Here is a 23795-nt window from a genome sequence, read left to right as displayed (position 1 = left end):
ATTATGCTCTTGCCTCCGGACAGGATGTCGCAAGGCAGGCGTCCAGCAGCATGTCGGCGGATTTTTCCCATGAGGTCGGTGTGAAGCCTGTCCTGATCTCGTTTTTCCAGAAAGAGAGTTTTTCATGATCTCCGAGAAGATCACGGATTTTCTCCACAGCCTCCGTAACGTTCTCGGGATCAAAGTAGCGGGCGAATTGTCCCCCGGCTTCAGGTAGGGATGAGGAATGCGACGCGAGGCAGGGAGTGCCCATCATCAGGCTCTCGGAGACAGGCAGACCCCATCCTTCTGACAGGGAGGGGAAGATGGTAAACAGACTGTTCTGATAAAGATGTTTCAGTTCTTCATCCGTCGGGTCGGAAATCAGCCTGATCTTGCCATCCAGCCAGTCGCTGTTATCAAGCTGCTGCATCAGGTCGCGTACCATCCAGCCGACACGTCCTGCGAAAATCAGTGTCGGAATGTCAGCCTGATTTCCATCACCAAGAAGACGACGCCAGACCCGCAGAAGGAAGGTATGATTCTTGCGGGCTTCCAGCGTGGAAACGAACAGGACATAGGAGCCTGTAGCAGGGAGTCCGACTGGAATTGTTTGTGATTGCATCGGTATGCTGCTGAAACCGGACCCCATGGGCATCACCGGCACAGGTGAGGGAAGCTCCAGTCCGTGTTCGGTTGCGTAATGCTCCACATCGCGTGCGGTGGCGCTGCTGACGGCCAGAAGTCGCGAACAGTATGGGAGGCTGGTTCTCAGCCAGTGCTGAAAATTCCTGACAAGAGAAGGATCGCACCATTCCGGATGACGAAACGGAATCAGGTCGTGGATGAGCAGTACCGGATGCACGCCATACTGTTCGCGCGCACGATGAAGGCGTTCACTGAAAAGAGGGTCGCACCACGCCGCGCCGAGAGCCAGAAAAACATCTTTCCGTGAGGATGACGTTGTTTTTCTGGAAAATGGCTTTGGGTCGCTGGTGAACAGCTCAGGAGCTTCTTTCATGTGAGAAGCAGCCGGTCTGTTCCGTGCCGGTCTGAAGCAGCGTCGCAGCAGGCGGATCGCACGCATCTGCGCGATGCCCGATGCCAGAAGAGGTTTTCCTATATCCTCCGGCATGGACTGAAATTTTGAAATCAGGGTTCTGCGCAGGCTTTCCCCAAATTGCGGCTGACGAAGAAGAGGCTGTCCGGAGCGACGGATGCCGCCTTGTCCTGTGACTGTCTGTTCCGTGCCGGTCAGTGTGCTGAACAGATCCGCGATGTCGGACCATGAGACCTCGGCAAAGGGATCGCCGTTCCGGCCGCAGCGCACAAACAGAATGCGTGGCTGCTGAGGGTGCGTGAGCGCACGCGCTTCCAGAACGCTCAGAATTTCATGAACGACGCGCTGGATTCCGCTTGGTCTGGGATTGGCCATCGCATACTGGAAAAGATCATCGACATCGACGCGGATCGTGCATTGAGAAGAGGATCGGATCATAAGGCTCAGGCCTGTTGTGTGACGGCGAGAAAGTATCCACCATCACCTGAGGGCGTCCGTCAACCAGATAGAGGGTTGAAATATATTTGATACGAAAACGATATTTTGAGACTCGCATGGGCAGGTTTGCGTCACTTTCCGCACGGCAGATTCATGAAGCCGTGCTTGTCATGGGCGCGATGTTTCGCGTTGCGCTGAAACGCCTACCTGACCAGAGCGAAATCAGGCGACTCATGCACCACGCGGTTGATCGCAGGACGGGCGAGGTGACACAGGTTTCGTTGCAGTCACTGGCGCGGATTGTGGTGCGATCGGATGAATTCACCCGCCTGTATGAACGCAAGGACGTTACGGCTTCTGGCAATGCAGAACTGAAACAACGCTTCTGTGACGATCTGGCGAGGCTGGCCCGGCTGCCGGAAAACCACATCGGGATCATACCGTTTCAGCTATGTTATCCGGAAAGCGCTTCTCCCGGCTATGATCGCGCCTATGCGCTATGGTTTCTCTCGGTCGTACAGGCTGAAACCGGATCTGGACTGAAAAAAACCTCTCGAAATCGTCTCTCTTTCGATGTCTACATGAATGTCGGGGATGAGAGTGTTGAAGCAGCTCGGCTCACCCTGAACGCGCTCTATGGGCAGAATGACGCAGACTGGACGCTGCATGTGGCTGCCTCTGCCGAAACATTCCAACATCTGTTGTCCACTGCCGCTCAAAGATGCATCCGGCGCACAGAGGAACCGCTTGAGGGTGTAGCTCCTTATCTTGCTTTCATTGAACCGGGCGATACGCTGGCGGACGGTGCGCTGGTCCGCATCGCCTCTGTGCTGGAGACCCAGCCTGAGACTGTTCTGCTTTTCACGGATGAAGACAGGATCGATCGGAGGGGTAATCACGTCGGAGCCTGCCTGAAACCGGGCTGGAGTGATGACCAGTTGCTGCTTGGTGATACGCTTGGACAGTTCTGTGTCTTTTCAAGACGGCGCGTGCAGGACGTGATGGAGCAACTCGGTGATGTTGAGGGATTGTACGACCCGCGAATGACTTCGGCCTGCTGGTTGTATGCGCTGAAACTCGCTGTCGTGGAAGGCGTGGAACCGCGACGGGTTGTTCATCTGCCGGTCGTGCTGTTCCATCGTTTCAGAGAGGAGCCTGACGGCGTCCTGCTTCGATCGCGCCTCCGCAGATTGGCGGAAAAGCATCTTGCCCGGCATCGGCCTGAGGTCGTGCTGACGGAGATGGCTCTGGTTCCTGAGCGGGTCGGCAATCAGAGCCATGTTCGGGTCTGCTACCCGCTACCGCCCGAGCCTCCGCTTGTGTCGATCATCATCCCGACAAAAGACAGGCCGGATTTTTTACGACTGTGTCTGCGGGGACTTCTCACGGAAACGGACTATCCGCATTTCGAAATCATCGTGGTGGATAATGGCAGTGTCCGTCCTGACACGTTGGCGCTGCTGGAAGACCTGTCCCGTCATCCGGCCGTGACGGTTCTTCGGCAGGAAGGAGCCTTCAACTGGGCGTGGCTGAACAATCAGGCGGCGGCGCGTAGTCGGGGCGAGATGCTGCTCCTGCTCAACGATGACGTGCGTATTCTGCATCCGGACTGGCTGGAAGAACTGGTAAGGCAGTGTCTGCGCCCCGGAGTGGGTGTTGTGGGCGCACGGCTGCTTTATCCGGATGGCACGATCCAGCATGCGGGGGTGATGCTGTCGCGGGATGGTGCGACGCATCTGCTGCGGGGGGCGAAAGCGCAGGATACGGGGTATCTGAACGCACTGACCTGCCAGCGGGATCTCAGCGCCGTCACGGGAGCCTGTCTGATGATCCGTCGGGATGTTTTTGATCAGATCGGTGGAATCGACGAGTCTTTTGCCGTGTCCTGCAATGATATTGATTTATGCCTGCGCGCCAGCGCCGCGGGATGGCGCGTGGTGTGGACGCCATATGCGACCCTTACGCATGTTGATGGTGGAACACGTGGGCGGGATGCGAGCCCGGCGCAGATTCTGCAACACTGGCAGGAGACGGCGCGGCTGGTGGGACGCTGGAAGGGATGGATGGAGTGTGATTTTGCGCTGAATCCGGCTCTGCGTGTAACGGATGACGCGCTGCTCCTGCGCTATCCGTGCCCGTTCGATACAATGAACGGGTGAGTGGCATGATCGTCTGTATCAGCAGGTAAGTCGGAGGTTGGTGGAAGATTATTTAACATATTGTTTTAAATAATTTTTATTGCTTCGATGATTCTGTTTGACAGTGATGTTTTCGGGGCTGTCCAGTCAGGAGAGAGGCGGTATAGCTTGGAAACGGTTTGGACATGTCCTTGGCGTAGCCTCACGCTACTGTCAGTGAGGATAACAGGTGATGCTTGAGAGGGTAGTCATGGACGACGCAGCGCAAACAGTCGTGGCCGACAGAGGGTTCATGACCGATTATCTGCGTCAGTCAGCCGATGCGATGGCGGCTTTCGCGCAGGATGAAGCGTCTCAGGCCGTCATGCTGGACATGGGCGCCCGGATTGTCGCTGCGCTGGAAAAAGGTGGTCGCTTGCTGATTGCCGGTAATGGTGGCAGCGCCGCCGATGCGCAGCATATCGCCGGAGAGTTCACGGCGCGGCTGATGTATGATCGCCGCCCGCTGAGCGCGGTCGCGTTGACGACCGACACGTCCGGCATCACCGCCATCGGCAATGATTACGGGTTTGCGGATATTTTCTCACGTCAGGTCATGGCGCTGGGACGGGCAGGGGATGTCTTTCTCGGTATCACCACCTCAGGGCGTTCTCCCAATATCCTGCGGGCTTTCGAGGCTGCGCGCGAAATCGGTCTGGTGACGGCGGCTTTCACGGGGCATGCCGGTGTGCAGGGCGCGCATTGTGACGTGACGCTCGCGGTGCCAGCCAACTGGACGCCGGTGATCCAGCAGCTTCACATTACCGCCGCGCATATTGTCTGCGGACTGGTCGAACGGGCTCTGTGTCCCCGTCCGGTCGGTGTGTGAGCAGAAAACGGCGGTGACGGACGAAGGCAGGCGGCAATCCGGAGAGTGCCTTGCTGTTCCACCACCGGTTGATCCGGCGGAGGAGCAGGCGTTTCTGGAACGGCGTTTACTGGAGTTGCTGGAGAAGCGTCAGGCTGATGACCAGCATATTCAGGCGCTGGAAAACCGTGTGGTCGCTCTGGAAAAACAGCTCGCGGAGGCGCGTTTTGGCCGGATCGGTCCTGTGATGCTGCTGGTCGCAAGAAAGCTGCTCGGACGATTGCGGCAACGCGGACGGCTGTAAAGGGTGGCTCTGGAAAGCTGACAGGAGGGGATTTCAAAAAGGCTGCCTGTGGCGCTCTCTGTCAGTTATGGAGGCGTGTTTGGTGAAGCTTTTTCAAAAAGCTTCAGGGATGCCGCCCTTGTGAGAAAGGCGGCGTTCAGGATCATCCGGTCGATACACGGCAGGCGCGGGAATCAGATCTTTTCCGCGCAGTCTTTCAGAGGGGCTGGAGGATATGGACCGCCAGCGGAGCGGCCAGAAGCGGTTCCAGAACGGCGGCCATTTTTTTGAAATGCGGCGTTTCCATGTGGGCCTGCAACGCCTCGCGGCTATCCCAGCGTTCAATGAAAATCATCGTGTCGGGCGCATCGAGATCACGATGCGGTGTGTAGGCATGGTTGGTGCTTTCAGCCCGTGAGGGTGCCACGCAGGCCTTCATGGCTTCGGCAGCTTCCGCTTCCTTGCCCGCCTTGACCTTCACGATGGCGACAACTTCGATCTGAGACATTCAACAATTCCCTGATGCATGGAGAACCAGTCGGGGACCGACGGCGTATGAGGTCGAGTGTGAACGCAAACAGAATGTTCGCCAAGGGCCGTCCCTCTATGGGGCGATCACGTCCTGTCGTGTATAAGCTGTTCCCTATCAGCATTGAACGCGGCACAGGGTGCTGGCGGCGTGGTTTCCACGGCATGGGAGAGAAAATGGCAGATACGCTTACAGGGTTCCCTGCATGACTCAGGATGCGGCCTTCCTGATCTTCCTTGTTTTCTGCGGCGGCATGGCCGCGCAGTGGATTGCCTGGCGTTTTCATCTTCCCGCCATCGTGCTGCTTTTTGTGCTGGGACTGGTGCTGGGACCGGGGCTCGATATCCTTCATCCCTCCACGCTGATCGGTCCGTTGTTTCACCCTGTCGTCTCGCTCGCCGTGGCGCTGATCGTGTTTGAAGGCGGTCTTGCGCTGGATTTCCGACAGCTCAGCGTAGCCGGTGAGGGGGTGATCCGACTTACTCTGGTGGCGTTGCCCATCAACTGGATTCTGGGTTCCGCCGCCGCGCATTATGTCGGCGGTCTGGCATGGGGGCCTGCCTGTCTCTTCGGGTCCATTGTCGTGGTGACCGGCCCAACGGTCGTGCTGCCACTGCTCCGTCAGGCCAAGCTGAAACCACGCATCGCCGCCTTTCTGCGTTGGGAAGCCATTGTCAACGATCCGGTAGGGGCGATCCTCGCGACGCTCGTGCTGGAAATTCTGCTGATGAAGCCGAATGAAGGCACGTCGGTCTATTTCACGGAGATGATGCCGCATCTCCTGATCAGCATGGTCGTGGCGATCGGGCTGGGGATCGGTGGCGGCTGGAGCGTCAAGCAGCTCTTTGTCCGGGATCTGATGCCCGAGACGCTCAAAATGCCGCTGCTGCTCACGTTGGCGCTGGCGGTCTACGGGCTGGGCACCCTGTTCATGGACGGGGCGGGCCTCATGGCGGCGACGGTCTTCGGCATGGCGCTGGCCAACATGCGTGTGCCGGGTCTGGGAGAGTTGCAGCGGATGAAGGAGAGCATGGTCGTCCTGATCGTCTCGCTCCTGTTCATTCTGCTGACCGCCGATCTTCATCGTGTCGTGCTGGCCCGTCTGTCGTGGTCCATCTTCGGGCTGACCCTTGCGATGATCTTCGTCATCAGGCCGTTGGGCATTTATCTGGCCACGTTGCGGAGCGGCCTGAGCTGGAGCGAACGTATCTTTGTCGGCTGGATCGCTCCCCGGGGTATCGTCGCTGCGGCCGTGGCCGGCATGTCCGGGATTCGGTTGAGCGAGGCGGGGTTCGCCAGTTCCGAATTCGTTATGCCCGCCGTGTTCGCGCTCATTGCGGCGACCATGCTGCTGCATGGATTTTCGCTGCGGCCACTGGCGCGAAAGCTGAAACTGACCCTCTCGAATGTGCCCGCGCTGGCGATTGTCGGGGCGAATCCCTGGACGCGCAATCTGGCTGAGGTCGTGATCAAAGCCGGAACGCCGGTGACCATGGTCGATACGGCGGCGCGGGGGCTGGTTCCCGCGAAACGGGCGGGCATTCCGGTGTTGCACGCCGAGATGCTGTCGGACGCCGGTGCGGAGAGTCTGGAGGAACTGCCCGCGGATTATCTGATCGCGGCCACGCCGGACGCGATCTATAACGGCATGGTCTGCGCGCACCTCGCGCCGCATTTCGGGCGGGCGCGCGTTTATCAGGTGAGCCCGGGTCTGAAGAAGCTGGATGAGTACCGGGGGTTGAGCCGGGACGCGCGGGGTAAGCTGCTTGGTGAGCCTGAGTGGAATTTCACGCTTCTGGATACGCTCTATCAGGATGGTTGGCGCTTCGTGGCGTTACCCGTCACGCCAGAAACCGAAATGCAGCTTTCACGACGTGTTGAAGAACGGCTTGATTTTCTCACGCTGCGACCGGGTGGCGGGATCATGATTCATTCAGCAGAAGAAGGGCGGGGTGCGCCGCCTGCTGTTGAAGAGGTGATCATCGCTCTCGTGCCGCCCACGACATCGCTGGTTATGACGCCGCCTCAACCGTGATCGAGGCAAGGCCCATCGCGAGCGCTTCCCTCAGATCAGCTTCCGTCAAGGCGATGCAGCCCTCCGTGGGAGCCCTGTCAGGCGACTGGAGGTGCAGAAAAATCGCTGAGCCGCGCCCCGGAACCGGAGGGTCATCGTTATACCCCAGCACGCCGATGATGTCGTAGACATGGTCTTCATGCCACAATTTTTCGTGACGGGCAGGGTGCGGCAGCGTGATCTGCCGGTTGTAGTCGGCGTGTGACGGATCGTCGCACCAGCCATCCTGTCGGGTGACCGGCTCAAGCAGGAGACGGGCGCCGTCAGAGGAGGCTGGCCCCAGTATCGGGCGGCTGACCCGGTCCGCGCGATAGAACAGTTTGCGTAGGGGCAGGGCGCCGACTGGGGTGGCGTGATCTCCTTCCTCCTTGTGGTGTGTGACGCCTGCGGCGCCGATCACAGCCGGGAAAATCCGGTTTGCGCAATGCAGTCGTGCAGTGCAGCCGCTTTCAGGAATGAGTGTCGCATGTATCATGATCACGGTTCCGGTTTCAGATCAGATTCTCGGGGAGGTGGCCTACTGACGGGTCTGCGCCGCTCTGGAAGACTGTCATGGCTGGCCGGTATTCTGCATCGGGATGATGGTGGAGTGGAATTGGCGTTATCCTCCGTTTCATGCCAGTCTGTCACGACGCCGTGAAGCAGGGGTGCGGCACCCGTCCGTCGGAGGGAGGGACGTGAGTCGGTTGCCTCTTGCCGTGCTGGTAAAGGGCGCTTACTGAGCCCGCAAAGAGAAGAGGTAGTGAATGTCGGGCGCACGTCCAATCCTGATCGTTGATGATGACCAGACGCTGCGACAGATGCTGGTCGAGCAGCTTCAGGTCGAGGGTGAGTTTCAGTCTGTGGAGGCCGATTCCGTTGCCGCCGCATGGGAGGCTCTGAAATCCCCTGATGCGCGTTTCGACGCCATTATTCTCGACGTGACGCTTCCGGACGGGGACGGTCGTGATTTCTGTGTGGAATTGCGGCGGGAAGGACTGCGTATGCCGATCGTCATGCTGACGGGGTCGGATGACGAGGCCGATATCGTGCGTGGTCTGGACGCCGGTGCGAACGACTATGTCGCCAAACCCTTCCGCATCGCCGAACTGCTGGCCCGCCTGCGTGCCCAGCTCCGTATCTTTGAAAACAGCGAAGACGCGGTCTTCACGGTCGGGCCTTACACCTTTCGCCCCTCAGCCAAGCTGCTGGTGGAGACGACCCGCAACAAGCGTATTCGTCTGACGGAGAAAGAGGCGGCAATTCTTAAGTTTCTCTATCGCGCGGGGACACGTCCCGTGCCGCGTCAGGTGCTGCTGAACGAAGTCTGGGGCTACAACGCCGCCGTGACGACGCACACGCTTGAGACGCACATCTATCGCCTGCGTCAGAAGATCGAGCCTGATCCTTCCAATGCGACGCTGCTGATTACTGAAGGCGGCGGCTACCGTCTTGATCCGGAAGCTGGCGTTCCGGCTGTCTGATTATTTACGGAAAGCCGCTCTTCCCGTTCTGGGGAGAGCGGCTTTTTCATTCGTTAAAGACTGTCTCCTGATTTGATTTGTTGGCCAGACCTCTTTCCATGCGCTGGTCCCAGTATTTCCATGAAAAAGCGACCTGCTCCACGGCGATGAAGGCCACATCGGGATCGTCCGAAAAAGCCTGTCGTGCGGTCTGAAGCGCATCGTTGCGGATGACATCAAGAAAGCGTGGTTTCGACCATGTTTCATCAATGACATGATTATGCTCGAGCACGCGTCTGGCAGGCTTATACCAGCGGCTTTCGCGCTCCCTGACCCTATCCATCAGATTTTTAATGTTGGCTGCTTCGGACACCTCGACAATAACAATCTCTTTCTTGGGTAGATCGAGAGCTATGAAGTCAGGACAGGCGCCTCCTTCTTGTAATTTTTTGTCGTAAGCAATCGCAAATTGCGGAGCGATAAAGACTTTCCCATCCAATGTAAGATAAGTTGCAACGTTTGATTCAGAGTCTGACATTGTATGCCTCCGTTTTCTGATTTTTTTTAGACATAAAATTGTAATTTCTGATCGGCCTTGATCTGATCATGATAGATCGAACACGCCAGATGGGTGTTCGATTTTGGAGCTGTTCTGACAAGATACCTTGAAACTTTGTCGGAAGGACAGACTCTCAGGATGCGTGAGGGCTGGCATTTACATCGTGGCAGTCTTTGGGGATGATCCTGCTTCGAGTTCGTAATAATGATGCCAAAGACAGGAAATATGACCGATTCAACGATGCCCGGATCAGAAGAGACCACCGCGCCTCATGAGTATTCCCGTCGGCAGTTCGCCCGGCTGGCAGGTCTCCTCGGAGCCGGAGCATCCTTTTCCCGGATTGTCCCATCCGCACGGGCGAGTGCGCCTGCGGTCGGACAGAAGGCGGACACCATTTTTCTGGATAAAAACGAATACTGGACAGGCCCTCTGCCGCAGGCGGCTCAGGCAGCGCAACGCGAAATCCTCTCCGGAAACCGGTATGATCCGGACAATCTGCATCATGATCTTCTGCAAACCGTCGCCAGTGTGGAACATGTTCCGTTCGATCGCGTGCTGGTCTGGCAGGGATCGACGGACCCGCTGATCCGGAGTGTGCCAGCTTTCTGCACACCGGAACGGGGACTGGTGACAGCCGATCCGACCTTTGAGGTGGTATGGGAGGTGGCGAAATATCTGGGGATTCCGCTTCAGCGCGTGCCGCTGACGGCAGCGGACAGTTATGCGACAAACGCCAGAACTCTGCTGGCAGCCAACCCGAAGGCCGGTCTTTATTATCTCTGCGCACCGAACAACCCGACCGGCACACCCACATCGCTGGATGAAGTCAGGTGGCTTCTGGACAACAAACCTGCCGATGCTGTCGTTCTGGTTGATGAAGCCTATATTCACTTCACAAACAGTCCCAGTGCGCTTTCCCTGCTGGGGGAACGTAGAGATTTACTGGTTCTCAGAACATTTTCGAAGCTGTTCGGTATGGCCGGTCTCAGGGTGGGGCTGAGTTTTGCCCATCCCGATCTGCACCAGCGCATGATGCGGTATGATGGCGAGGCTGCGACAGGCTACACCAATGTTTCCGCGCTCGCAGGTGCAAAAGCCAGCCTCCTGCTGCCGGAGCAGATCAGACAACGGCGTGACAGCATGACGGCGGTCAGAAACTCCGTCGAGCAGCATCTTGCAAAGAGAGGGATCAAATTCATCCCCGGCAGTCAGGCCAACATGATCATGGTTGACTGGGGCCGTCCGGTGGCGGAAGTGACCAAGGCTTTTGAACAGGGCGGTATCGCCATTGGTCGAAGCTGGGCAATCTGGCCGAACATGTCGCGTGTCACGATCGGTTCAGCAGACGAGATGCAGCGTTTCAACCGGCAGGTGGACCGGATTTTCCGGAGTTGATGGGGACTGACACTGGGACGTTGCGCTTCACTATCCGGCATCACCAGATCATGGTCTGATAGTGATGTTCTGTCTCGTGCCTGCTGGATGCCCCTGATAAACATCGGCTCGATAGTACAGAGAATTGGACGTCAAGAGATTGCACTGGGTTCTTTTAACGTCACACCACTGATTCCGTAAAACCGCCCTCTCTAAAGGAAAGCGGTTTTCTGTTGATTATTTCTCTTTCATGAACAGCCTTCAGAAAGTCGCGTTGATCCGTCCGTAATAATAAGCGCCCTCGAAACCGATATTGGCGCCGTGCGCGTCATAGATCGCAGCACCGAGATAATTATTGACCGGATTGACCTTTCGGGGACGCATGTTGAAGATATTGTTGGCTCCAACAGCAAGATGCCAGTGCGGGTTGACACGGTAGCCGACCTCCAGATCCGTGATCCAGATCGGCGTGTTCACAAAAGGTGCGAACTGGGTTGTTGAATATCTCAGATTGGCTGGGGCAAGATCAGAATAGCTGAGCATGGAGGACGTTTGTCCATAACGGGTTTCGCGGATATTCACGTCCCAGTTGTCCTTGGTCCAATAGGCATTGAGGACGATCTTGCTACGCGGAGAAGCTGTTGTCAGATAGGCGATTGTCTGGGCACTGGCGAGAGACTGTCCGAACGCATTGCTGTTGATGTGCTGCATGCGGGTACGGTTCAGGTTCAGCATGAGCGAGAGGTCAAGCGTGCCATAGCGGTGTAAACGCCAGCGATAGTCAGCCTGAATATCCAGTCCCTGCGTGCGGGTGCTGCCTATGTTGGCCAGATAGTTAGCCTGAACATTGCTCAGATCGAGACCCGATGGAAGAGTAATGCCGGTCTGGGAGATGGCGTCATACGCAGTTTGTCCGCTGGTGTAGTTGGACCCGTTGATGCGGTTACGGATATTGATCTGATAGACGTCAACGGACACATGAAAATCGTCCACGGGCTCGAGAATGAACCCTCCTTCGACGTTGGTCGATCGTTCAGCCTTGAGTTTTGTAGCACCAATCTGCGCAGCCGCCGCGTCAGTTGCACCCAGCAACCCGGTGGCTCCTGTGGGGCTGACGTTCAGTGAACTGAAATAGGATTCAGGCAGGCTTGGCGCGCGAAAACCATTGCTGATCGTGGCGCGAACGGCGATACGCTTGGTGAAATCATAGCGTGTCGATATCTTGCCTGTTTCGGCGTTGCCCGCATCCGTATAATGCTCGAAACGACCAGCAAAATCGAGATCCCAGTGTCGGAGTGGATGGAAATCACCGTCCAGATAGCCGGACCAGACATGTCGTTCCCATGAACCGGCGCTCTGCTCGGTCAGCCCGGCCCACGCTGCCGTTCCGCCGTTGAGATAGGAAGCAGGTTCACCAGCCTGAATATGATACATCTCCAGACGGTGCTCGGCACCAAGGGAAACGGTTACCGGAATCGTGTTGGCGATAGTGAAAGCACGATGCGCGTCAAAATTGCTGGTCCATTGGGAAAGCCGATAGCTGGAGGTCCGAACGCGGGTTGGACTCCAGCCCTGATTGGCCAGCATATTTGAATTGATCGTGTTCTTTACACCCAGATCTTCATCATCTTCGCCATACAGCGTGCTGAGATCCCAGTCGAAGCCAAGCAGGTTGTGGCCTTTCACGCCCAGATTCGCCTGAAAATCGTTTTCCTCGATCGTTTCAATGGGGGCAAATCCTGCCGGGTAAACGGCCGGAGCCGTGCTTGGAAGGCGATAGTGCTGGTTGGTTTCGGCATGGCGATGAGCATAGGTGATGAGACCATAGGTTTCGATTTCATCAGTGATGCCCTTCCCCCATTCGATGGAAAGGTTTTCGCGCGTTTCTTCGGGCGTGCTGACACTGTGATCGGAATAAGGGTTCCACGCGTCTCCCTGTGTCCATCTGTGGTCTCGCGTTGACCGGGATTTCGAGATGAAAAAATCCTTATGATAAACTTCACCGCTCAGATGGAGAAAACCGTCATTTCCCCATTTCAGGCCGCCATCAGCGCCAATCCTGTAACGCCACCCATCGCCATTATAAGCATCCGCTCCGGTGTCCGTGACCACATTCAGGCCATGTGCAGCTTTTTTGGTGATGATGTTGATGACCCCCGCGACAGCATCTGCTCCATACCGCGCGCCGGCTCCGTCACGCAGCACTTCGATGTGATCAATGGCGCTGGCAGGGATCATGTTCAGATCCACAGGAGTTGAGCCCTGCAAAGGGCCTGCATCCGTCACGATATTTCCTGTGGTGTGCCGCCGCTTCCCATCCACGAGAACAAGCACCTCGTTGGGGTTGAGACCGCGCATACGGATCGAAGAAGTCAGGGCTGCTGAATCCCATCCCTGCGCCTGTGTGGTAATCGAGGGATCAACACGCGCGATGGCGTCGGCAAGGTTGATCTGACCTGAGCGTCGAAGTTCTGCGGAAGAGATAACAGTAACGGGTGTGGTGCTATCCCGTGCGACCCGACGATAGGTATGTCCTCCCGATACATGGATATCTTCCGCATTATCCTTTCCGGCATCACGGGATTTTTGTTGTGAATAAGAACGGTGGGCTGATGGTTTCACGGAAACACTCTGAGCAGCCTGCCTGTTGCTGGCAGACAGTGGATGCTTTGTCCGGTGCAGGGTTGTTTGAGAGACTGTTGAGGCGCTCAGGGCGGGTGTTGTTATGCTAAAAAGAGAAACGGTACTCATAAGAAAAACAGTAAGGCGCATTTTCTATATCCGGATTCTATGGTTTCCTTATAAAAAGTTTAAAAATTTATATTATCAATTAAATACTAAATACACATTATATTATTATAATTAAATATTTTTTACATTATATCTTTTATAAAGTATTTAGAATATATTATATATACATTTAATTGTGATATTTATATCAATATTTTGAAATACATCATATTTTCATTTCTAAATGAACTGAAGGTCTCTGATTCATAGAGGAGATTTTTTGTAGAGCATCAGCAATCCGCCTTGGTGAGGAGGCCTGTATCGCGAGTATTGAATGTGCGTGCTTGTCTGCAAAAGAGAATGTTTTGAATTTCTCATTATCTGAGAACGTATTTTGGTGTTGTTCTGCTGGAAGATGCAATCAGGGACAGAAACATGACCAATCCAACTGGCTCCGGCCTTGCAGAATCTTCTATTCCTCATGAACTTTCACGTCGGCAATTTTCCAAACTGGCTGGCCTTCTGGGAACAGGTGTGTCTTTTGCGCAGCTTTTTCCAACGGCTCAGGCACGGAAGCCGGTGGACGAAGGCAGGTGGGCGAATGTTCTTACCTCTATAGACAAAAATGAATACTGGACTGGCCCCTTGCCTCAGGCTGCTGTGGCGGCTCAGAAAAAAATCCTGTCAGGCAACAGATATGACCCGGATCATCTGCATGCAGAGTTTCTGCAAACCGTTGCCAGTGTTGAGCATATTCCGGTTGAGCAGATTCTGGTCTGGCAGGGTTCGATGGACCCGCTCATCCGCAGCGTTGCAGCCTTCGCTTCTTCAGAAAAGGGATTGGTGACGGTTGATCCGACCTTTGAGGTGCCTTGGAGGGTGGCGAATTATCTCAATATTCCAGTCCAGCGTGTCCCTCTGACCGCAGCAGGTAATTATGCGACGGACACCAGAGCCCTGCTGAAAGCAAATCCGAAAGCTGGCCTTTATTATATATGCTCACCAAACAACCCGACGGGTACCTCAACCCCTCTGGAGGAAATCAGATGGCTTCTTGATAACAAACCCGCCGACGCCGTTGTGCTGGTTGACGAAGCTTATATTCACTTCACAAACAGTCCCAGTGCGCTTTCCTTGCTGGGGGAACGTAGAGATTTACTGGTTCTCAGAACATTTTCGAAGCTGTTTGGTATGGCCGGTCTCAGGGTGGGACTGAGTTTTGCTCATCCCGATCTGCATCAGCGCATGATGCGGTATGATGGAGAAGCCGCCACAAGACTGATCAATGTCTCGGCGCTCGCAGGTGCGAAAGCCAGCCTCCTGCTGCCTGATCAGATCAGAAAGCGGCGGGAGGATATGACGATAGTGCGAGAGGCTGTCGAACAGCATCTTACAAGACGAGGCATCGCATTCCTCCCCGGCAGTCAGGCGAATATGCTTATGGTGGACTGGAAGCGTCCGGCTGCTGAGGTAGCGGCGGATTTTGAAAAAAATGGAGTGATTATTGGGCGGAACTGGCCGATATGGCCGACTATCTCCCGTGTCACGATCGGTTCAGCAGACGAGATGCAGCGTTTCAACCGGCAGGTGGACCGGATTTTCCGGAACTGACGATAGCAGGCTGAATTCTACGCCCCGAAATCCAGCATCACCGGCACATGGTCGGACGGCGAGACCCAGTTCCGTGCCTCCCGGATGACCTGCATGCCGTGGAGCGCATCCTTCAGGTCCGGCGTCACCCAGATATGGTCCAGCCGTCGTCCACGATTGGAGACGCTCCAGTCGCGATTGCGATAGGACCACCACGTGTAGAGCTTTTCCGTCGGTGGCACGAAGTGGCGCATCGCATCGACAAAGCCCGTATCGAGCCACGCGTTGAGACGCGTCGTCTCTGGCGGGGTGTGGCTGACGATCTTGAGAAGCTGCTTGTGGCTCCAGACATCGTGCTCAAGCGGGGCGATGTTCAGATCACCGACAATCACCGTGCGCTTGCGGTGATGGGTCTGGAACCACTCGGTCACCTGATCCACGAAAGCCAGCTTATGCGCGAACTTCGGGTTTTCCTCGACATCCGGAATGTCGCCACCAGCGGGCACATAGAAATTGTGGATTTCGACCGGACCATGCTCGCCGTCGATGCGGGCCGCCGCGTGACGGCAGTCGCCGCGCTCGCACCAGTCGGGCGTGTCTGTAACAGGTGTCAGCGGATGACGGGAGAGGATCGCCACGCCGTTATAACTCTTCATGCCGCGCCGGACCTGATGCGCGTAACCCTGTTCGGTCAATGCCTCGGACGGGAACAGCTCGTCCGGCACCTTGGTTTCCTGAAGGCAGATCACGTCAGGACGCAGTTGTCTGTCCAGCTCCGCCAGTAGCGGAAGACGGAGGCGAAGCGAGTTGATGTTCCAGGTCACGATACGCATGGGGCGTGGTGGATCGCCCAAACGCCGCGCCGAGGCAAGGGGATTCTGTCAGGTCTGGTCAGCGCTGTGTCACACGGGGCACAGTCATGCCAGTGGCCACCTGTCTGAACTGCCTGTCAGAAACCGTCTGCCGTGACAGACTTGTGGGGCGTTACTCCGTGCCCAACCAAAGGCCCACCAGTAGAAACCCATTTGTAATCAATGAATTGGGGCCGTGGTTTCTTTGCGGGCAGGAGCAGAGGCCGCATCGGCCTCCGGAAAGGTCAGCCAGTTATGGCGACCGAATCAGTCCGTCCGGTTGCCGGGCTGCTCTTGCAAACTGCCAGCACAGCCCCGATTTTTCAGCCATGACATTCGACTCCAGCCGTCAGGCCGCTCCCGCTCCGATCACCGAGGAGGTGCTCGCCCTCCATAACGCGCTGCTCACACTCGACAGCCACATCGATATCCCGTGGCCGGACCGGGATGACGCGTTCCTCGACACACCGGATCGCTTTGTCGATTTCCCCAAGATGCAGCGCGGACACCTCTCGGCAGGCTGCTTTGTCGCCTATCTGCCGCAGGGCAAGTTGGACGCGGAAGGGCACAGGGCCGCGCAGGAACTGACCATCGCCATGCTGGAGGCGATCAACCGGATGCAGGGCACGCGCAACGGCATCACGGCCCGTGTCTGCCCCACGGTGGATGAGATCGAAGCCGCGTGGCGTGACGGAGCGCTGGCGGTCGTGCCGGGTGTGGAAAACGGCTACGGCATGGGCGACGACCTCAGCATGCTGGCGAAGTTCCGGGCGCTCGGGGCCCGTTATGTCACGCTGACCCATAACGGGCACAATGCGCTTGGGGATTCCGGCCAGCCCAGTCGGGCGCTGGGCGATCCGGCAGCGATGCATGGCGGCCTGTCCGCACTGGGCCGTGAAGCCATTGCCGAGATGAACCGCCTCGGCATGCTGGTCGATGTGTCCCACACCGGCCGCGAGACGATGTTGCAGGCTGTCGAGGTGTCTGCGGTGCCGGTGGTGGCGACCCATGCCTGCGTGAAGGCCCTGTGCGATCACCCGCGCAATCTGGACGATGTGCAGCTTGATGCGCTGAAGGCCAGCGGTGGCCTGATCCAGATTACCGCCATTGGTGGCTTTCTGCGTCCTCGTGTGGAACTGGCGGGCCGTCGGGCGACGGTCGCGGACTACATGGATCACCTCGACTATGTCGTGAAACGACTGGGGGTCGAGTATGTCGGGATTTCCTCGGATTTCGACGGGGGTGGACAGTTGGATGGATGGGAGAATGCGGCAGCGTCCCCTGCGTTGACGGCGGAACTGATGCGGCGTGGATACGACCGCAGCGAGATTCAGGCGTTCTGGGGGGGCAACTTCCGACGACTCCTTCGGAAGGGCGAGGAAGCTGCCACAGGAGGGGTGTAATCAGGGCGGATTCGTCTCTGTGAACAAACCGGGACCGTGGTGTAACGCGATGATCGGAACGGGATTGTCGATTTTGTCCACCTCCGGGATTGACTCCCTGTATTTCCATTCATTTTTGTCGATTCGACCCTTCGGGGAAAAGGTTCAGGTGATAAAGTCGTTTAAAAACAATAAGTTAATGTGGTTGATTAAAAAATATGCAATCCAAGATTCAAGGCGGAAGACCGGGGGGTCCATCAATCTGTCATCTTTTCTTCCACAAAGTTATCCACACGTTCGGTGGATGAATATTCTATGACAGACGAAATCCTTGGAGCGACTGCGGAAATGCCGGAGTCTCCCCTGACGGGTGTGGAGGTTATTCAGGCCGCGCTGAAGACCATGCCGCTGTCACCGGGCGTCTACCGGATGATCAACGCCAAGGGCGAGGTTCTCTACGTCGGCAAGGCGCGGGTTCTGAAGAAGCGGGTGACCTCCTACACGCAGCTTTCCCGCCTGCCGGAGCGTCTGCGCCGGATGGTGTCCGAAACGGCCTCCATGGAGATCGTCACGACCCATACCGAGGCCGAGGCGCTGCTGCTCGAAGCCAACTACATCAAGCGCATGAAGCCGCGCTTCAACATCCTGCTGCGTGACGACAAGAGCTATCCGTGGCTGATGCTGACCGGTCAGCATGATTTCCCTCAACTGGCCAAACATCGCGGCAGGATGGACAAGGGAAACAGTTATTGGGGGCCGTTCGCCTCGGCATGGTCGGTCAATCAGACCATCACCATTCTGCAGCGGGTCTTTCAGTTGCGGACCTGCACGGATTCCGTGTTCTCGTCCCGCACGCGGCCCTGTCTGCTGTTCCAGATCAAACGGTGTTCCGCGCCGTGCGTCGATCGGATCAGTCAGGAGGATTACGGCCACCTTGTCACGCAGGCGAAGGAGTTCCTTGCGGGTGAGGGCGCGACGCTGAAAGCGCAGTTCGCGGCGGAAATGGAGCAGGCGGCGGAGGCTCTGGATTATGAACGGGCGGCGATTCTCCGTGACCGTATCCGGGCTCTGGCCGGGATGCAGGACTCGTCCGTCGTCAATCCATCCGGTATCCGCGACGCCGATGTGATCGCGGTCTGGCAGACGGCGGGACAGGCCTGCATTCAGGTGTTCTTCATCCGTGGCAGTCGCAACAACGGTAACAGGGCCTTCTATCCCGCCCATACGAAAGACGAGACGGACGCCGACATCCTCGCGGCTTTTCTGACGCAGTTTTATGATGACAAACCGCCGCCCGCGCTGATCCTCGTGAACCGGGAGCTTGAGGAAACCCCGTTGCTGAGCGAGGCGCTCGGGATCAAGCGTGGCCACAAGGTCGAGATTCTGCGTCCCCAGCGTGGCGAGCGCCGCGAGGTTGTGGAACACGCCGAGACCAACGCGCGGGAGGCGCTGGAGCGCAAGCTGGCCGAGAGCGCCGGTCAGGCCAAGCTGCTGGATGGGGTGGCCAAGGTGTTCGGCCTCGATGAGCCACCGGGCCGGATCGAAGTGTATGACAACAGCCATATCATGGGGACGAATCCCTATGGTGTGATGATCGTCGGTGGACCGGAGGGCTTCGACCGGCGATCCTATCGAAAATACAGCATCAGGAGTGGCATCACCCCCGGCGATGATTTCGGGATGATGCGCGAGGTGCTGGAGCGACGCTTCGGGCGTGCGCTGAAGGAGGCGGCGGAGCAGGGACACGAGAAGTCAGCCGACTGGCCGGACGTGCTGTTGATCGACGGCGGCGCGGGCCAGCTTTCCGCCGTGCAGGGCGTTCTGGACTCGCTGGGTGTACGGGATGTGAAACTGGTGTCGATCGCCAAGGGACCGGACCGCAACGCCGGACGCGAGTGGTTTCACACGCTGGACGCGCCGCCGTTCCAGCTCGAACCCCGCGATCCGGTGCTCTACTATCTCCAGCGGTTGCGTGATGAAGCGCACAGATTTGCCATCACCACCCATCGCGCCGGTCGTTCCAAGTCCTTCGTGAAGTCGGAACTGGACGAGATTCCGGGGATCGGTCCGACACGCAAGCGGGCGCTGCTGAACCATTTCGGCTCGGCGCGGGGCGTTGGTCAGGCGGGTCTTGCGGAACTGGAAGCTGTGTCGGGCGTAAACCGGGAGACGGCGCGCGCCGTTTACGGTCATTTCCACCCGGACTGGACCCCGGCCTGACAGGAGATCGCTCCGGCTGGCGTTACCGGAGGTTGGGGCAGCCCGAAAAGGCGGCATAATTCTCCGGACCTCACAGGAGTAAGGGCAGGGGGAGATATCGCAGGGGTTCAAAGCCGGAGCGGACTCCTGCGGCGATGGCTTTCCTGCTGATAAAAAAGGCAGATGTCCTGCTGTGTGCCGTTCCTGTTCGCGGCAAAGTGGAGTAACGTGGTCCCCATGATAACCGATCTGCCGAATCTACTGACGCTGTCGCGGATCGTCGCCATCCCGGTTCTGGTCATGCTTGTGGCCCTGAATCGTCCGGAGGCGGCTGCGGGGGCGTGTCTGCTTTTCATTGCAGCGGCTGTGACGGACTATTTTGACGGCCATCTGGCGCGGTCCCGCCAGATGCAGTCGGATCTCGGACGGATGCTGGACCCGATTGCGGACAAACTGCTGGTCGGCGCATCGCTGATGGTGCTGGCGGGGCTGGGCAAGCTGACCTACGGCGCGCTTTGGCCCGCCATTGTGATTCTTTGTCGTGAGATTCTGGTCAGCGGTTTGCGGGAATATCTGGCGGGCACCCGTATCAGCCTGCCCGTCACCCGGCTGGCGAAGTGGAAGACCGGCTTTCAGATGACCGCCATCGGGTTTCTTCTGGCTGGTGACAGCACCGCTGTTCTGCTGCACATGCCCTGGTTGCCGGTCAGTTTCATGGGGTCGGTGATGCTGTGGGTCGCTGCAGTTCTGACGCTGATGACGGGCTGGGATTATCTGGTGGCCGGATTGCGGTATGTGGAAAAGGCCGGAGGCGCGGAGAAAACAACGGTCTGAGCGTGATCTGTTCGCCACGTTTTATCGTTCTCATGATATCAGAATGCGAAAGAACATGACTTTCAGGTAAGCTGGAATTTACCTGTGGCTGTCACGCTTGTATCAAAGACCGCACTACGCGGACCATCTGGACGAGGAAGAACTTATGCGGAAAGCCGCTCTTGTAGCGTCATTACTGGTGTTGAGCGGTTGTTCCGGCTTTGACAAATGGCTTACCGATACGGCGACTCTTCCGGGAGCCAATCCCAACGAGCCTCATGGGGAATCGGAGACGCTCCGACGCGTGCGTGGCTACGCGACGACTGAAACACCCCTGCTGCCTGAAGCTGGCAATATCTGGCCGGGCGCGCCCAAGCCTCTGCCTTCCCTGTCGGATGTTGCGTCTGATCATGATTCCCGGGTGGGAGGGGCTGCTGGTGATCTTCCTGATGGTGGCAAGCTGTCTATCGGCGAGGATTTTCAGGACTCCTTCTCTGGCGCAGGCACTTCCGCCGCCCTGCCCAGCGTAGAGCCTGACGTCGCCTCCAAATTTGGTGGTGGAAAGTCGGCCAGTTCCACCATCGAAATCCCGAACGGGGATGGCACGACCACCCTGATTAATCCGGATGGTTCGATCAGGACGGTGAAGAGTTCTTCTCTCCATCATGACGCCGCTGGAAAAAACAAAGCACCGTCTTCGACACCCACCAAGGGAGAAAAAGACATGGTGATACCCGTGACGCCGCTGCTGTCGACTGATCCGGCGGCCAAGCACTGACAGACATTATTGCCGCCAGAGGAATAACGATCTGGCGGCAATGTCGGCTACGACAGGGCTGATGCTGGCTGATCGCTGAATGTCTGCCCTTCATTGAAATGTGTCAGGCAGCCGGAACAGGAATTGGGTATGAGTGGTAGTGTGATAGTTCTCTATTTCGCCGGTCTGCGCGAGCAGGTCGGGCGGGGCAGTGAAACGGTCTCCCTCCCTCCTGATGTTCTCACGGTAAAAGACTTTCTGGCCGCCCGATGTCGGGAGGACGCCTCTTTTGACGCTGTTTTTTCCCAATTTCCCCGTATGCGGGTGGCGGTGAACAAGGTCATGGGAGACTTTTCGACCACCGTGCGCAGCGGCGATGAGATCGCCTTCTTCCCTCCCATGACCGGAGGATAAGGGCCATGCCGCAGCCGGAGCATTTCAGCAGAATCCGTGTTGTGGTCCAGACCGCGCTGTTCGATATGGCGACGGAAACGACACGGCTGCTGGCTCTTGGTCCGGACACGGGTGGTCTGGGATCGTTTCTCGGGGTTGTGCGTGGCGGCGACGGGCTGGTGGCTCTTGAACTGGAGCATTATCCCGGCATGTGCGAGCAGAGCCTGACGATGCTGGCGGAAGACGCTTTAGAGCGATTCACTCTGGTTGGCTGCACGATCATTCATCGCGTGGGACGGCTGGTTGTCGGAGAGCCGATCGTGCTGGTGCTGGCCGCTGCCGCCCATCGCGGCGCGGCTCTGGACGCCACGCGCTTTCTGATTGACCGACTGAAAACAGGCGCACCGTTCTGGAAAGCCGAAGAGTTTGCCGATGGGCGACGGGTCTGGGTGGAAAGCCGGCAGGAAGATGAGGCGATCGCCGCCGGATGGTGACCTGTCGCACGTTATGAAAAGACGGAAAACAGTATCCCGGCTTGGATTTCCCGGCGAATTTTCATTATGCAATCAGGACAGCAGGACCGGCAATAGTGCTGTCGGGAAAGAGTTCCGGGGCGCTCCTCCGAACTCCACCAAAGGAACACCTTCGGAAACCATCCCGTGATCACTCACCGGGTCAAGGGACCGATGGTCCCTTGCTGGTGCGGGCAGAGCCCGCATCAATCCCGACAGGGCTCCCGTCGTCCGAAGGGCCTATGAAATGCACGGAATTTCAAACTGAGACCCGACCTGAAGCTCCGGCACGTTGCGGAGAATACCGTCCATTCAATAACGGAGCTTCGAGCCCTACCGTTTCCCGCCTCTACGCCACCAGCACGGTGTGCACAGCCTGCGTCAGCGCCCGCACCTCTTCCGGCGCGATGGTAAAGGCCGGTGTCAGATAGACGATATTCCTGAACGGCCTGATCCAGACATTCTCGGCGATAAAGCGTGTCCGCAGCGCCGCAGGATCGGTGATCCTGTCCAGTTCCACCACACCGATGGCCCCCATGACCCGCACATCCTTCACACCCGGCAGTGTGCGGCAGGGCTCCAACTGTTCCCGAAGCGCTGTTTCGAGAGCCGCAACCTGTTCAAGTCGTGGTTCCTGTTCGAACAGGTCGAGTGACGCGTTCGCGCAGGCGCAGGCCAGCGGATTGGCCATGAAAGTCGGACCGTGCATCAGGGCGTGTTCAGGATTGTCGGAGAGAAACGCCTCATACACATGACGGCGCGCCACGGTTGCGGCCAGCGCCATCGTGCCGCCGGTGAGCGCCTTGGAGAGCGTGATGATATCCGGCACGATCCCGGCCTGCTGACAGGCGAACATCGTTCCCGTCCGACCAAATCCTGTGAAAATTTCATCCAGAATCAGCAGCAGTCCATGCCGGTCGGCAGCGTCCCGCAGACGACGCAGCACGTCCGGTGAATGAAACAGCATCCCGCCCGCGCCTTGCACCAGAGGCTCGACAAGAATGGCGGTGACTTCGTGAGCGTGAGCGGTCAGAAATGTCTCGAACGCCGCCGTGGTCGCCTCATCCCTTGGCAGGTCAATCACATGCTGCGCGGGCATCACGCCTGCGAACAGATGATGCATGCCTTCCTCAGGGTCGCAGATCGCCATCGTGGCCAGCGTGTCGCCGTGATAGCCGCCCTTGAACGCCAGCAGTTTCGTGCGTCCGGCTTCTCCGCGATTGAGGCGATACTGGATCGCCATCTTCATCGCCACCTCGACGGCGACGGACCCCGAATCTGTATAGAATACCCGCTCCAGATCGCCCGGAAGCAGGGCGGCCAGCCGGGAAGAGAGCCGGAGCGCGGGTTCATGGACCATGCCGCCGAACATCACATGCGGCATGCGGGCAAGCTGGGCCTCCGCACAGGCGCGGATGTGCGGATGATTGTAGCCGTGGCACGCCGTCCACCATGCCGACACGCCATCTACCAAAGAGCGTCCGTCCTCAAGCGTGATCCGGCTGCCCTGCGTCGCACGGGCGGCCAGCGGGGCCGGAGCGGTCTTCATCTGGGAATAGGGAAGCCAGATATGGGGCAGACCGTCTTCGTACCAGTCGGATGAGGACAACGCAGGCTTCCTTTCGGGGTGGAGCGGCTCTCGCAATGGAATGTATCTCATATCAGGGGAATACAGGATTGCTATTCATGCCGTTGAATCAGGGCCGGTTCCGGGATGAGAAGCTCTGAGGTCACGCCAGATTTTGTGGCCGGAAGAACTGGATCGCCTCTGAAACAGGGGGCCGCCCGTCACATGGCTGCGGGATTTCTCCCGCAGGGCAGGGGCGTTGCGCGGCCCGCCTCTTT

At 57.7% G+C, this 23795-nt stretch carries 20 protein-coding genes; 13 read left to right on the top strand and 7 right to left on the bottom strand.

What is annotated here, in order from left to right; translation table 11 throughout:
• Window position 1: 1 nt before the first annotated feature.
• Entirely contained in the window at window positions 2–1477 is a 1476-nt protein-coding gene (locus tag LKE90_RS09915; RefSeq protein WP_291493678.1) for a glycosyltransferase family 4 protein, read from the bottom strand.
• A gap of 116 nt (window positions 1478–1593) precedes the next feature.
• On the opposite strand from LKE90_RS09915, the gene LKE90_RS09910 reads away from it, so the two are divergent.
• From LKE90_RS09910 to LKE90_RS09900, 3 genes are all read left to right on the top strand, one after another.
• The gene (locus LKE90_RS09910; protein WP_291493680.1) at window positions 1594–3636 is read left to right on the top strand and encodes a glycosyltransferase family 2 protein; all 2043 of its coding nucleotides are present in this window, start codon (window positions 1594–1596) and stop codon (window positions 3634–3636) included.
• A gap of 211 nt (window positions 3637–3847) precedes the next feature.
• Window positions 3848–4483, top strand: coding sequence for a D-sedoheptulose 7-phosphate isomerase (locus tag LKE90_RS09905; protein WP_291493682.1), 636 nt, complete (start codon window positions 3848–3850; stop codon window positions 4481–4483).
• A gap of 13 nt (window positions 4484–4496) precedes the next feature.
• Window positions 4497–4766, top strand: a complete 270-nt coding sequence (locus LKE90_RS09900; RefSeq protein WP_291493684.1) for a hypothetical protein — start codon at window positions 4497–4499, stop codon at window positions 4764–4766.
• Between the two features lie 196 nt (window positions 4767–4962).
• Here the strand turns inward: LKE90_RS09900 and LKE90_RS09895 are convergent, their stop codons facing one another.
• Window positions 4963–5253 carry a putative quinol monooxygenase gene (locus tag LKE90_RS09895; RefSeq protein WP_291493686.1) on the bottom strand — a complete coding sequence of 97 codons (291 nt, stop codon included), beginning with the start codon at window positions 5251–5253 and terminating at the stop codon, window positions 4963–4965.
• 226 nt (window positions 5254–5479) lie between these two features.
• Between LKE90_RS09895 and LKE90_RS09890 the strand changes: the two genes are divergently transcribed.
• On the top strand, window positions 5480–7309 hold the full coding sequence (locus tag LKE90_RS09890) for a cation:proton antiporter (RefSeq protein ID WP_291493688.1): 1830 nt from the start codon (window positions 5480–5482) through the stop codon (window positions 7307–7309).
• Here LKE90_RS09890 and LKE90_RS09885 read toward each other — a convergent pair.
• Window positions 7287–7823 (bottom strand): L,D-transpeptidase family protein, encoded by a 537-nt coding sequence (locus LKE90_RS09885; protein ID WP_291493690.1) that lies wholly within the window; start codon window positions 7821–7823, stop codon window positions 7287–7289. The genes LKE90_RS09890 and LKE90_RS09885 overlap by 23 nt on opposite strands.
• Before the next feature lie 271 nt (window positions 7824–8094).
• On the opposite strand from LKE90_RS09885, the gene LKE90_RS09880 reads away from it, so the two are divergent.
• Window positions 8095–8811: a response regulator transcription factor gene (locus LKE90_RS09880; protein ID WP_291493692.1), complete on the top strand. Its 717-nt coding sequence runs from the start codon at window positions 8095–8097 to the stop codon at window positions 8809–8811.
• Window positions 8812–8857: 46 nt separating this feature from the next.
• Here the strand turns inward: LKE90_RS09880 and LKE90_RS09875 are convergent, their stop codons facing one another.
• Entirely contained in the window at window positions 8858–9328 is a 471-nt protein-coding gene (locus tag LKE90_RS09875; RefSeq protein WP_291493694.1) for a hypothetical protein, read from the bottom strand.
• A gap of 246 nt (window positions 9329–9574) precedes the next feature.
• Between LKE90_RS09875 and LKE90_RS09870 the strand changes: the two genes are divergently transcribed.
• On the top strand, window positions 9575–10744 hold the full coding sequence (locus LKE90_RS09870; RefSeq protein ID WP_291493696.1) for an aminotransferase class I/II-fold pyridoxal phosphate-dependent enzyme: 1170 nt from the start codon (window positions 9575–9577) through the stop codon (window positions 10742–10744).
• Window positions 10745–10984: 240 nt separating this feature from the next.
• Here the strand turns inward: LKE90_RS09870 and LKE90_RS09865 are convergent, their stop codons facing one another.
• Window positions 10985–13495 carry a TonB-dependent receptor plug domain-containing protein gene (locus LKE90_RS09865; RefSeq protein WP_291493698.1) on the bottom strand — a complete coding sequence of 837 codons (2511 nt, stop codon included), beginning with the start codon at window positions 13493–13495 and terminating at the stop codon, window positions 10985–10987.
• A gap of 393 nt (window positions 13496–13888) precedes the next feature.
• Between LKE90_RS09865 and LKE90_RS09860 the strand changes: the two genes are divergently transcribed.
• The gene (locus LKE90_RS09860) at window positions 13889–15064 is read left to right on the top strand and encodes an aminotransferase class I/II-fold pyridoxal phosphate-dependent enzyme (RefSeq protein WP_291493700.1); all 1176 of its coding nucleotides are present in this window, start codon (window positions 13889–13891) and stop codon (window positions 15062–15064) included.
• Window positions 15065–15081: 17 nt separating this feature from the next.
• Here the strand turns inward: LKE90_RS09860 and LKE90_RS09855 are convergent, their stop codons facing one another.
• Window positions 15082–15876, bottom strand: coding sequence for an exodeoxyribonuclease III (locus tag LKE90_RS09855; protein WP_291493702.1), 795 nt, complete (start codon window positions 15874–15876; stop codon window positions 15082–15084).
• A gap of 347 nt (window positions 15877–16223) precedes the next feature.
• Here LKE90_RS09855 and LKE90_RS09850 point away from each other — a divergent pair, with 347 nt between their 5' ends.
• From LKE90_RS09850 to LKE90_RS09825, 6 genes are all read left to right on the top strand, one after another.
• Window positions 16224–17297, top strand: a complete 1074-nt coding sequence (locus tag LKE90_RS09850; RefSeq protein WP_291493704.1) for a dipeptidase — start codon at window positions 16224–16226, stop codon at window positions 17295–17297.
• 294 nt (window positions 17298–17591) lie between these two features.
• Complete coding sequence (uvrC, locus tag LKE90_RS09845; protein ID WP_291493706.1) at window positions 17592–19496, top strand: excinuclease ABC subunit UvrC; 1905 nt, start codon at window positions 17592–17594, stop codon at window positions 19494–19496.
• A 216-nt stretch (window positions 19497–19712) separates the two neighbouring features.
• The gene (pgsA, locus tag LKE90_RS09840) at window positions 19713–20309 is read left to right on the top strand and encodes a CDP-diacylglycerol--glycerol-3-phosphate 3-phosphatidyltransferase (RefSeq protein ID WP_291493707.1); all 597 of its coding nucleotides are present in this window, start codon (window positions 19713–19715) and stop codon (window positions 20307–20309) included.
• Between the two features lie 145 nt (window positions 20310–20454).
• The gene (locus LKE90_RS09835) at window positions 20455–21066 is read left to right on the top strand and encodes a hypothetical protein (RefSeq protein ID WP_366509526.1); all 612 of its coding nucleotides are present in this window, start codon (window positions 20455–20457) and stop codon (window positions 21064–21066) included.
• A 129-nt stretch (window positions 21067–21195) separates the two neighbouring features.
• Window positions 21196–21459 carry a MoaD/ThiS family protein gene (locus LKE90_RS09830; protein WP_291493709.1) on the top strand — a complete coding sequence of 88 codons (264 nt, stop codon included), beginning with the start codon at window positions 21196–21198 and terminating at the stop codon, window positions 21457–21459.
• 5 nt (window positions 21460–21464) lie between these two features.
• Window positions 21465–21932, top strand: a complete 468-nt coding sequence (locus LKE90_RS09825; protein WP_291493710.1) for a molybdenum cofactor biosynthesis protein MoaE — start codon at window positions 21465–21467, stop codon at window positions 21930–21932.
• A gap of 367 nt (window positions 21933–22299) precedes the next feature.
• Here the strand turns inward: LKE90_RS09825 and LKE90_RS09820 are convergent, their stop codons facing one another.
• On the bottom strand, window positions 22300–23610 hold the full coding sequence (locus LKE90_RS09820; protein WP_291493711.1) for an adenosylmethionine--8-amino-7-oxononanoate transaminase: 1311 nt from the start codon (window positions 23608–23610) through the stop codon (window positions 22300–22302).
• Window positions 23611–23795: the final 185 nt, after the last annotated feature.

The sequence above is a fragment of the Acetobacter sp. genome (genome assembly GCF_022483985.1).
In the GTDB taxonomy this organism is placed as follows: Bacteria; Pseudomonadota; Alphaproteobacteria; order Acetobacterales; family Acetobacteraceae; genus Acetobacter.
The sequence above is the reverse complement of the archived record's forward strand: the minus strand, read 5'-3'. Positions and strand labels throughout refer to the sequence as shown.

Coding starts and splice junctions, on each gene's coding strand:
- LKE90_RS09915 (WP_291493678.1), bottom strand. CDS start 1,477: ATGATCCGATCCTCTTCTCAATGCACGATCCGCGTCGATGTCGATGAT.
- LKE90_RS09910 (WP_291493680.1), top strand. CDS start 1,594: ATGGGCAGGTTTGCGTCACTTTCCGCACGGCAGATTCATGAAGCCGTG.
- LKE90_RS09905 (WP_291493682.1), top strand. CDS start 3,848: ATGCTTGAGAGGGTAGTCATGGACGACGCAGCGCAAACAGTCGTGGCC.
- LKE90_RS09895 (WP_291493686.1), bottom strand. CDS start 5,253: ATGTCTCAGATCGAAGTTGTCGCCATCGTGAAGGTCAAGGCGGGCAAG.
- LKE90_RS09890 (WP_291493688.1), top strand. CDS start 5,480: ATGACTCAGGATGCGGCCTTCCTGATCTTCCTTGTTTTCTGCGGCGGC.
- LKE90_RS09885 (WP_291493690.1), bottom strand. CDS start 7,823: ATGATACATGCGACACTCATTCCTGAAAGCGGCTGCACTGCACGACTG.
- LKE90_RS09880 (WP_291493692.1), top strand. CDS start 8,095: ATGTCGGGCGCACGTCCAATCCTGATCGTTGATGATGACCAGACGCTG.
- LKE90_RS09875 (WP_291493694.1), bottom strand. CDS start 9,328: ATGTCAGACTCTGAATCAAACGTTGCAACTTATCTTACATTGGATGGG.
- LKE90_RS09870 (WP_291493696.1), top strand. CDS start 9,575: ATGACCGATTCAACGATGCCCGGATCAGAAGAGACCACCGCGCCTCAT.
- LKE90_RS09865 (WP_291493698.1), bottom strand. CDS start 13,495: ATGCGCCTTACTGTTTTTCTTATGAGTACCGTTTCTCTTTTTAGCATA.
- LKE90_RS09860 (WP_291493700.1), top strand. CDS start 13,889: ATGACCAATCCAACTGGCTCCGGCCTTGCAGAATCTTCTATTCCTCAT.
- LKE90_RS09855 (WP_291493702.1), bottom strand. CDS start 15,876: ATGCGTATCGTGACCTGGAACATCAACTCGCTTCGCCTCCGTCTTCCG.
- LKE90_RS09850 (WP_291493704.1), top strand. CDS start 16,224: ATGACATTCGACTCCAGCCGTCAGGCCGCTCCCGCTCCGATCACCGAG.
- uvrC (WP_291493706.1), top strand. CDS start 17,592: ATGACAGACGAAATCCTTGGAGCGACTGCGGAAATGCCGGAGTCTCCC.
- pgsA (WP_291493707.1), top strand. CDS start 19,713: ATGATAACCGATCTGCCGAATCTACTGACGCTGTCGCGGATCGTCGCC.
- LKE90_RS09835 (WP_366509526.1), top strand. CDS start 20,455: ATGCGGAAAGCCGCTCTTGTAGCGTCATTACTGGTGTTGAGCGGTTGT.
- LKE90_RS09830 (WP_291493709.1), top strand. CDS start 21,196: ATGAGTGGTAGTGTGATAGTTCTCTATTTCGCCGGTCTGCGCGAGCAG.
- LKE90_RS09825 (WP_291493710.1), top strand. CDS start 21,465: ATGCCGCAGCCGGAGCATTTCAGCAGAATCCGTGTTGTGGTCCAGACC.
- LKE90_RS09820 (WP_291493711.1), bottom strand. CDS start 23,610: ATGAGATACATTCCATTGCGAGAGCCGCTCCACCCCGAAAGGAAGCCT.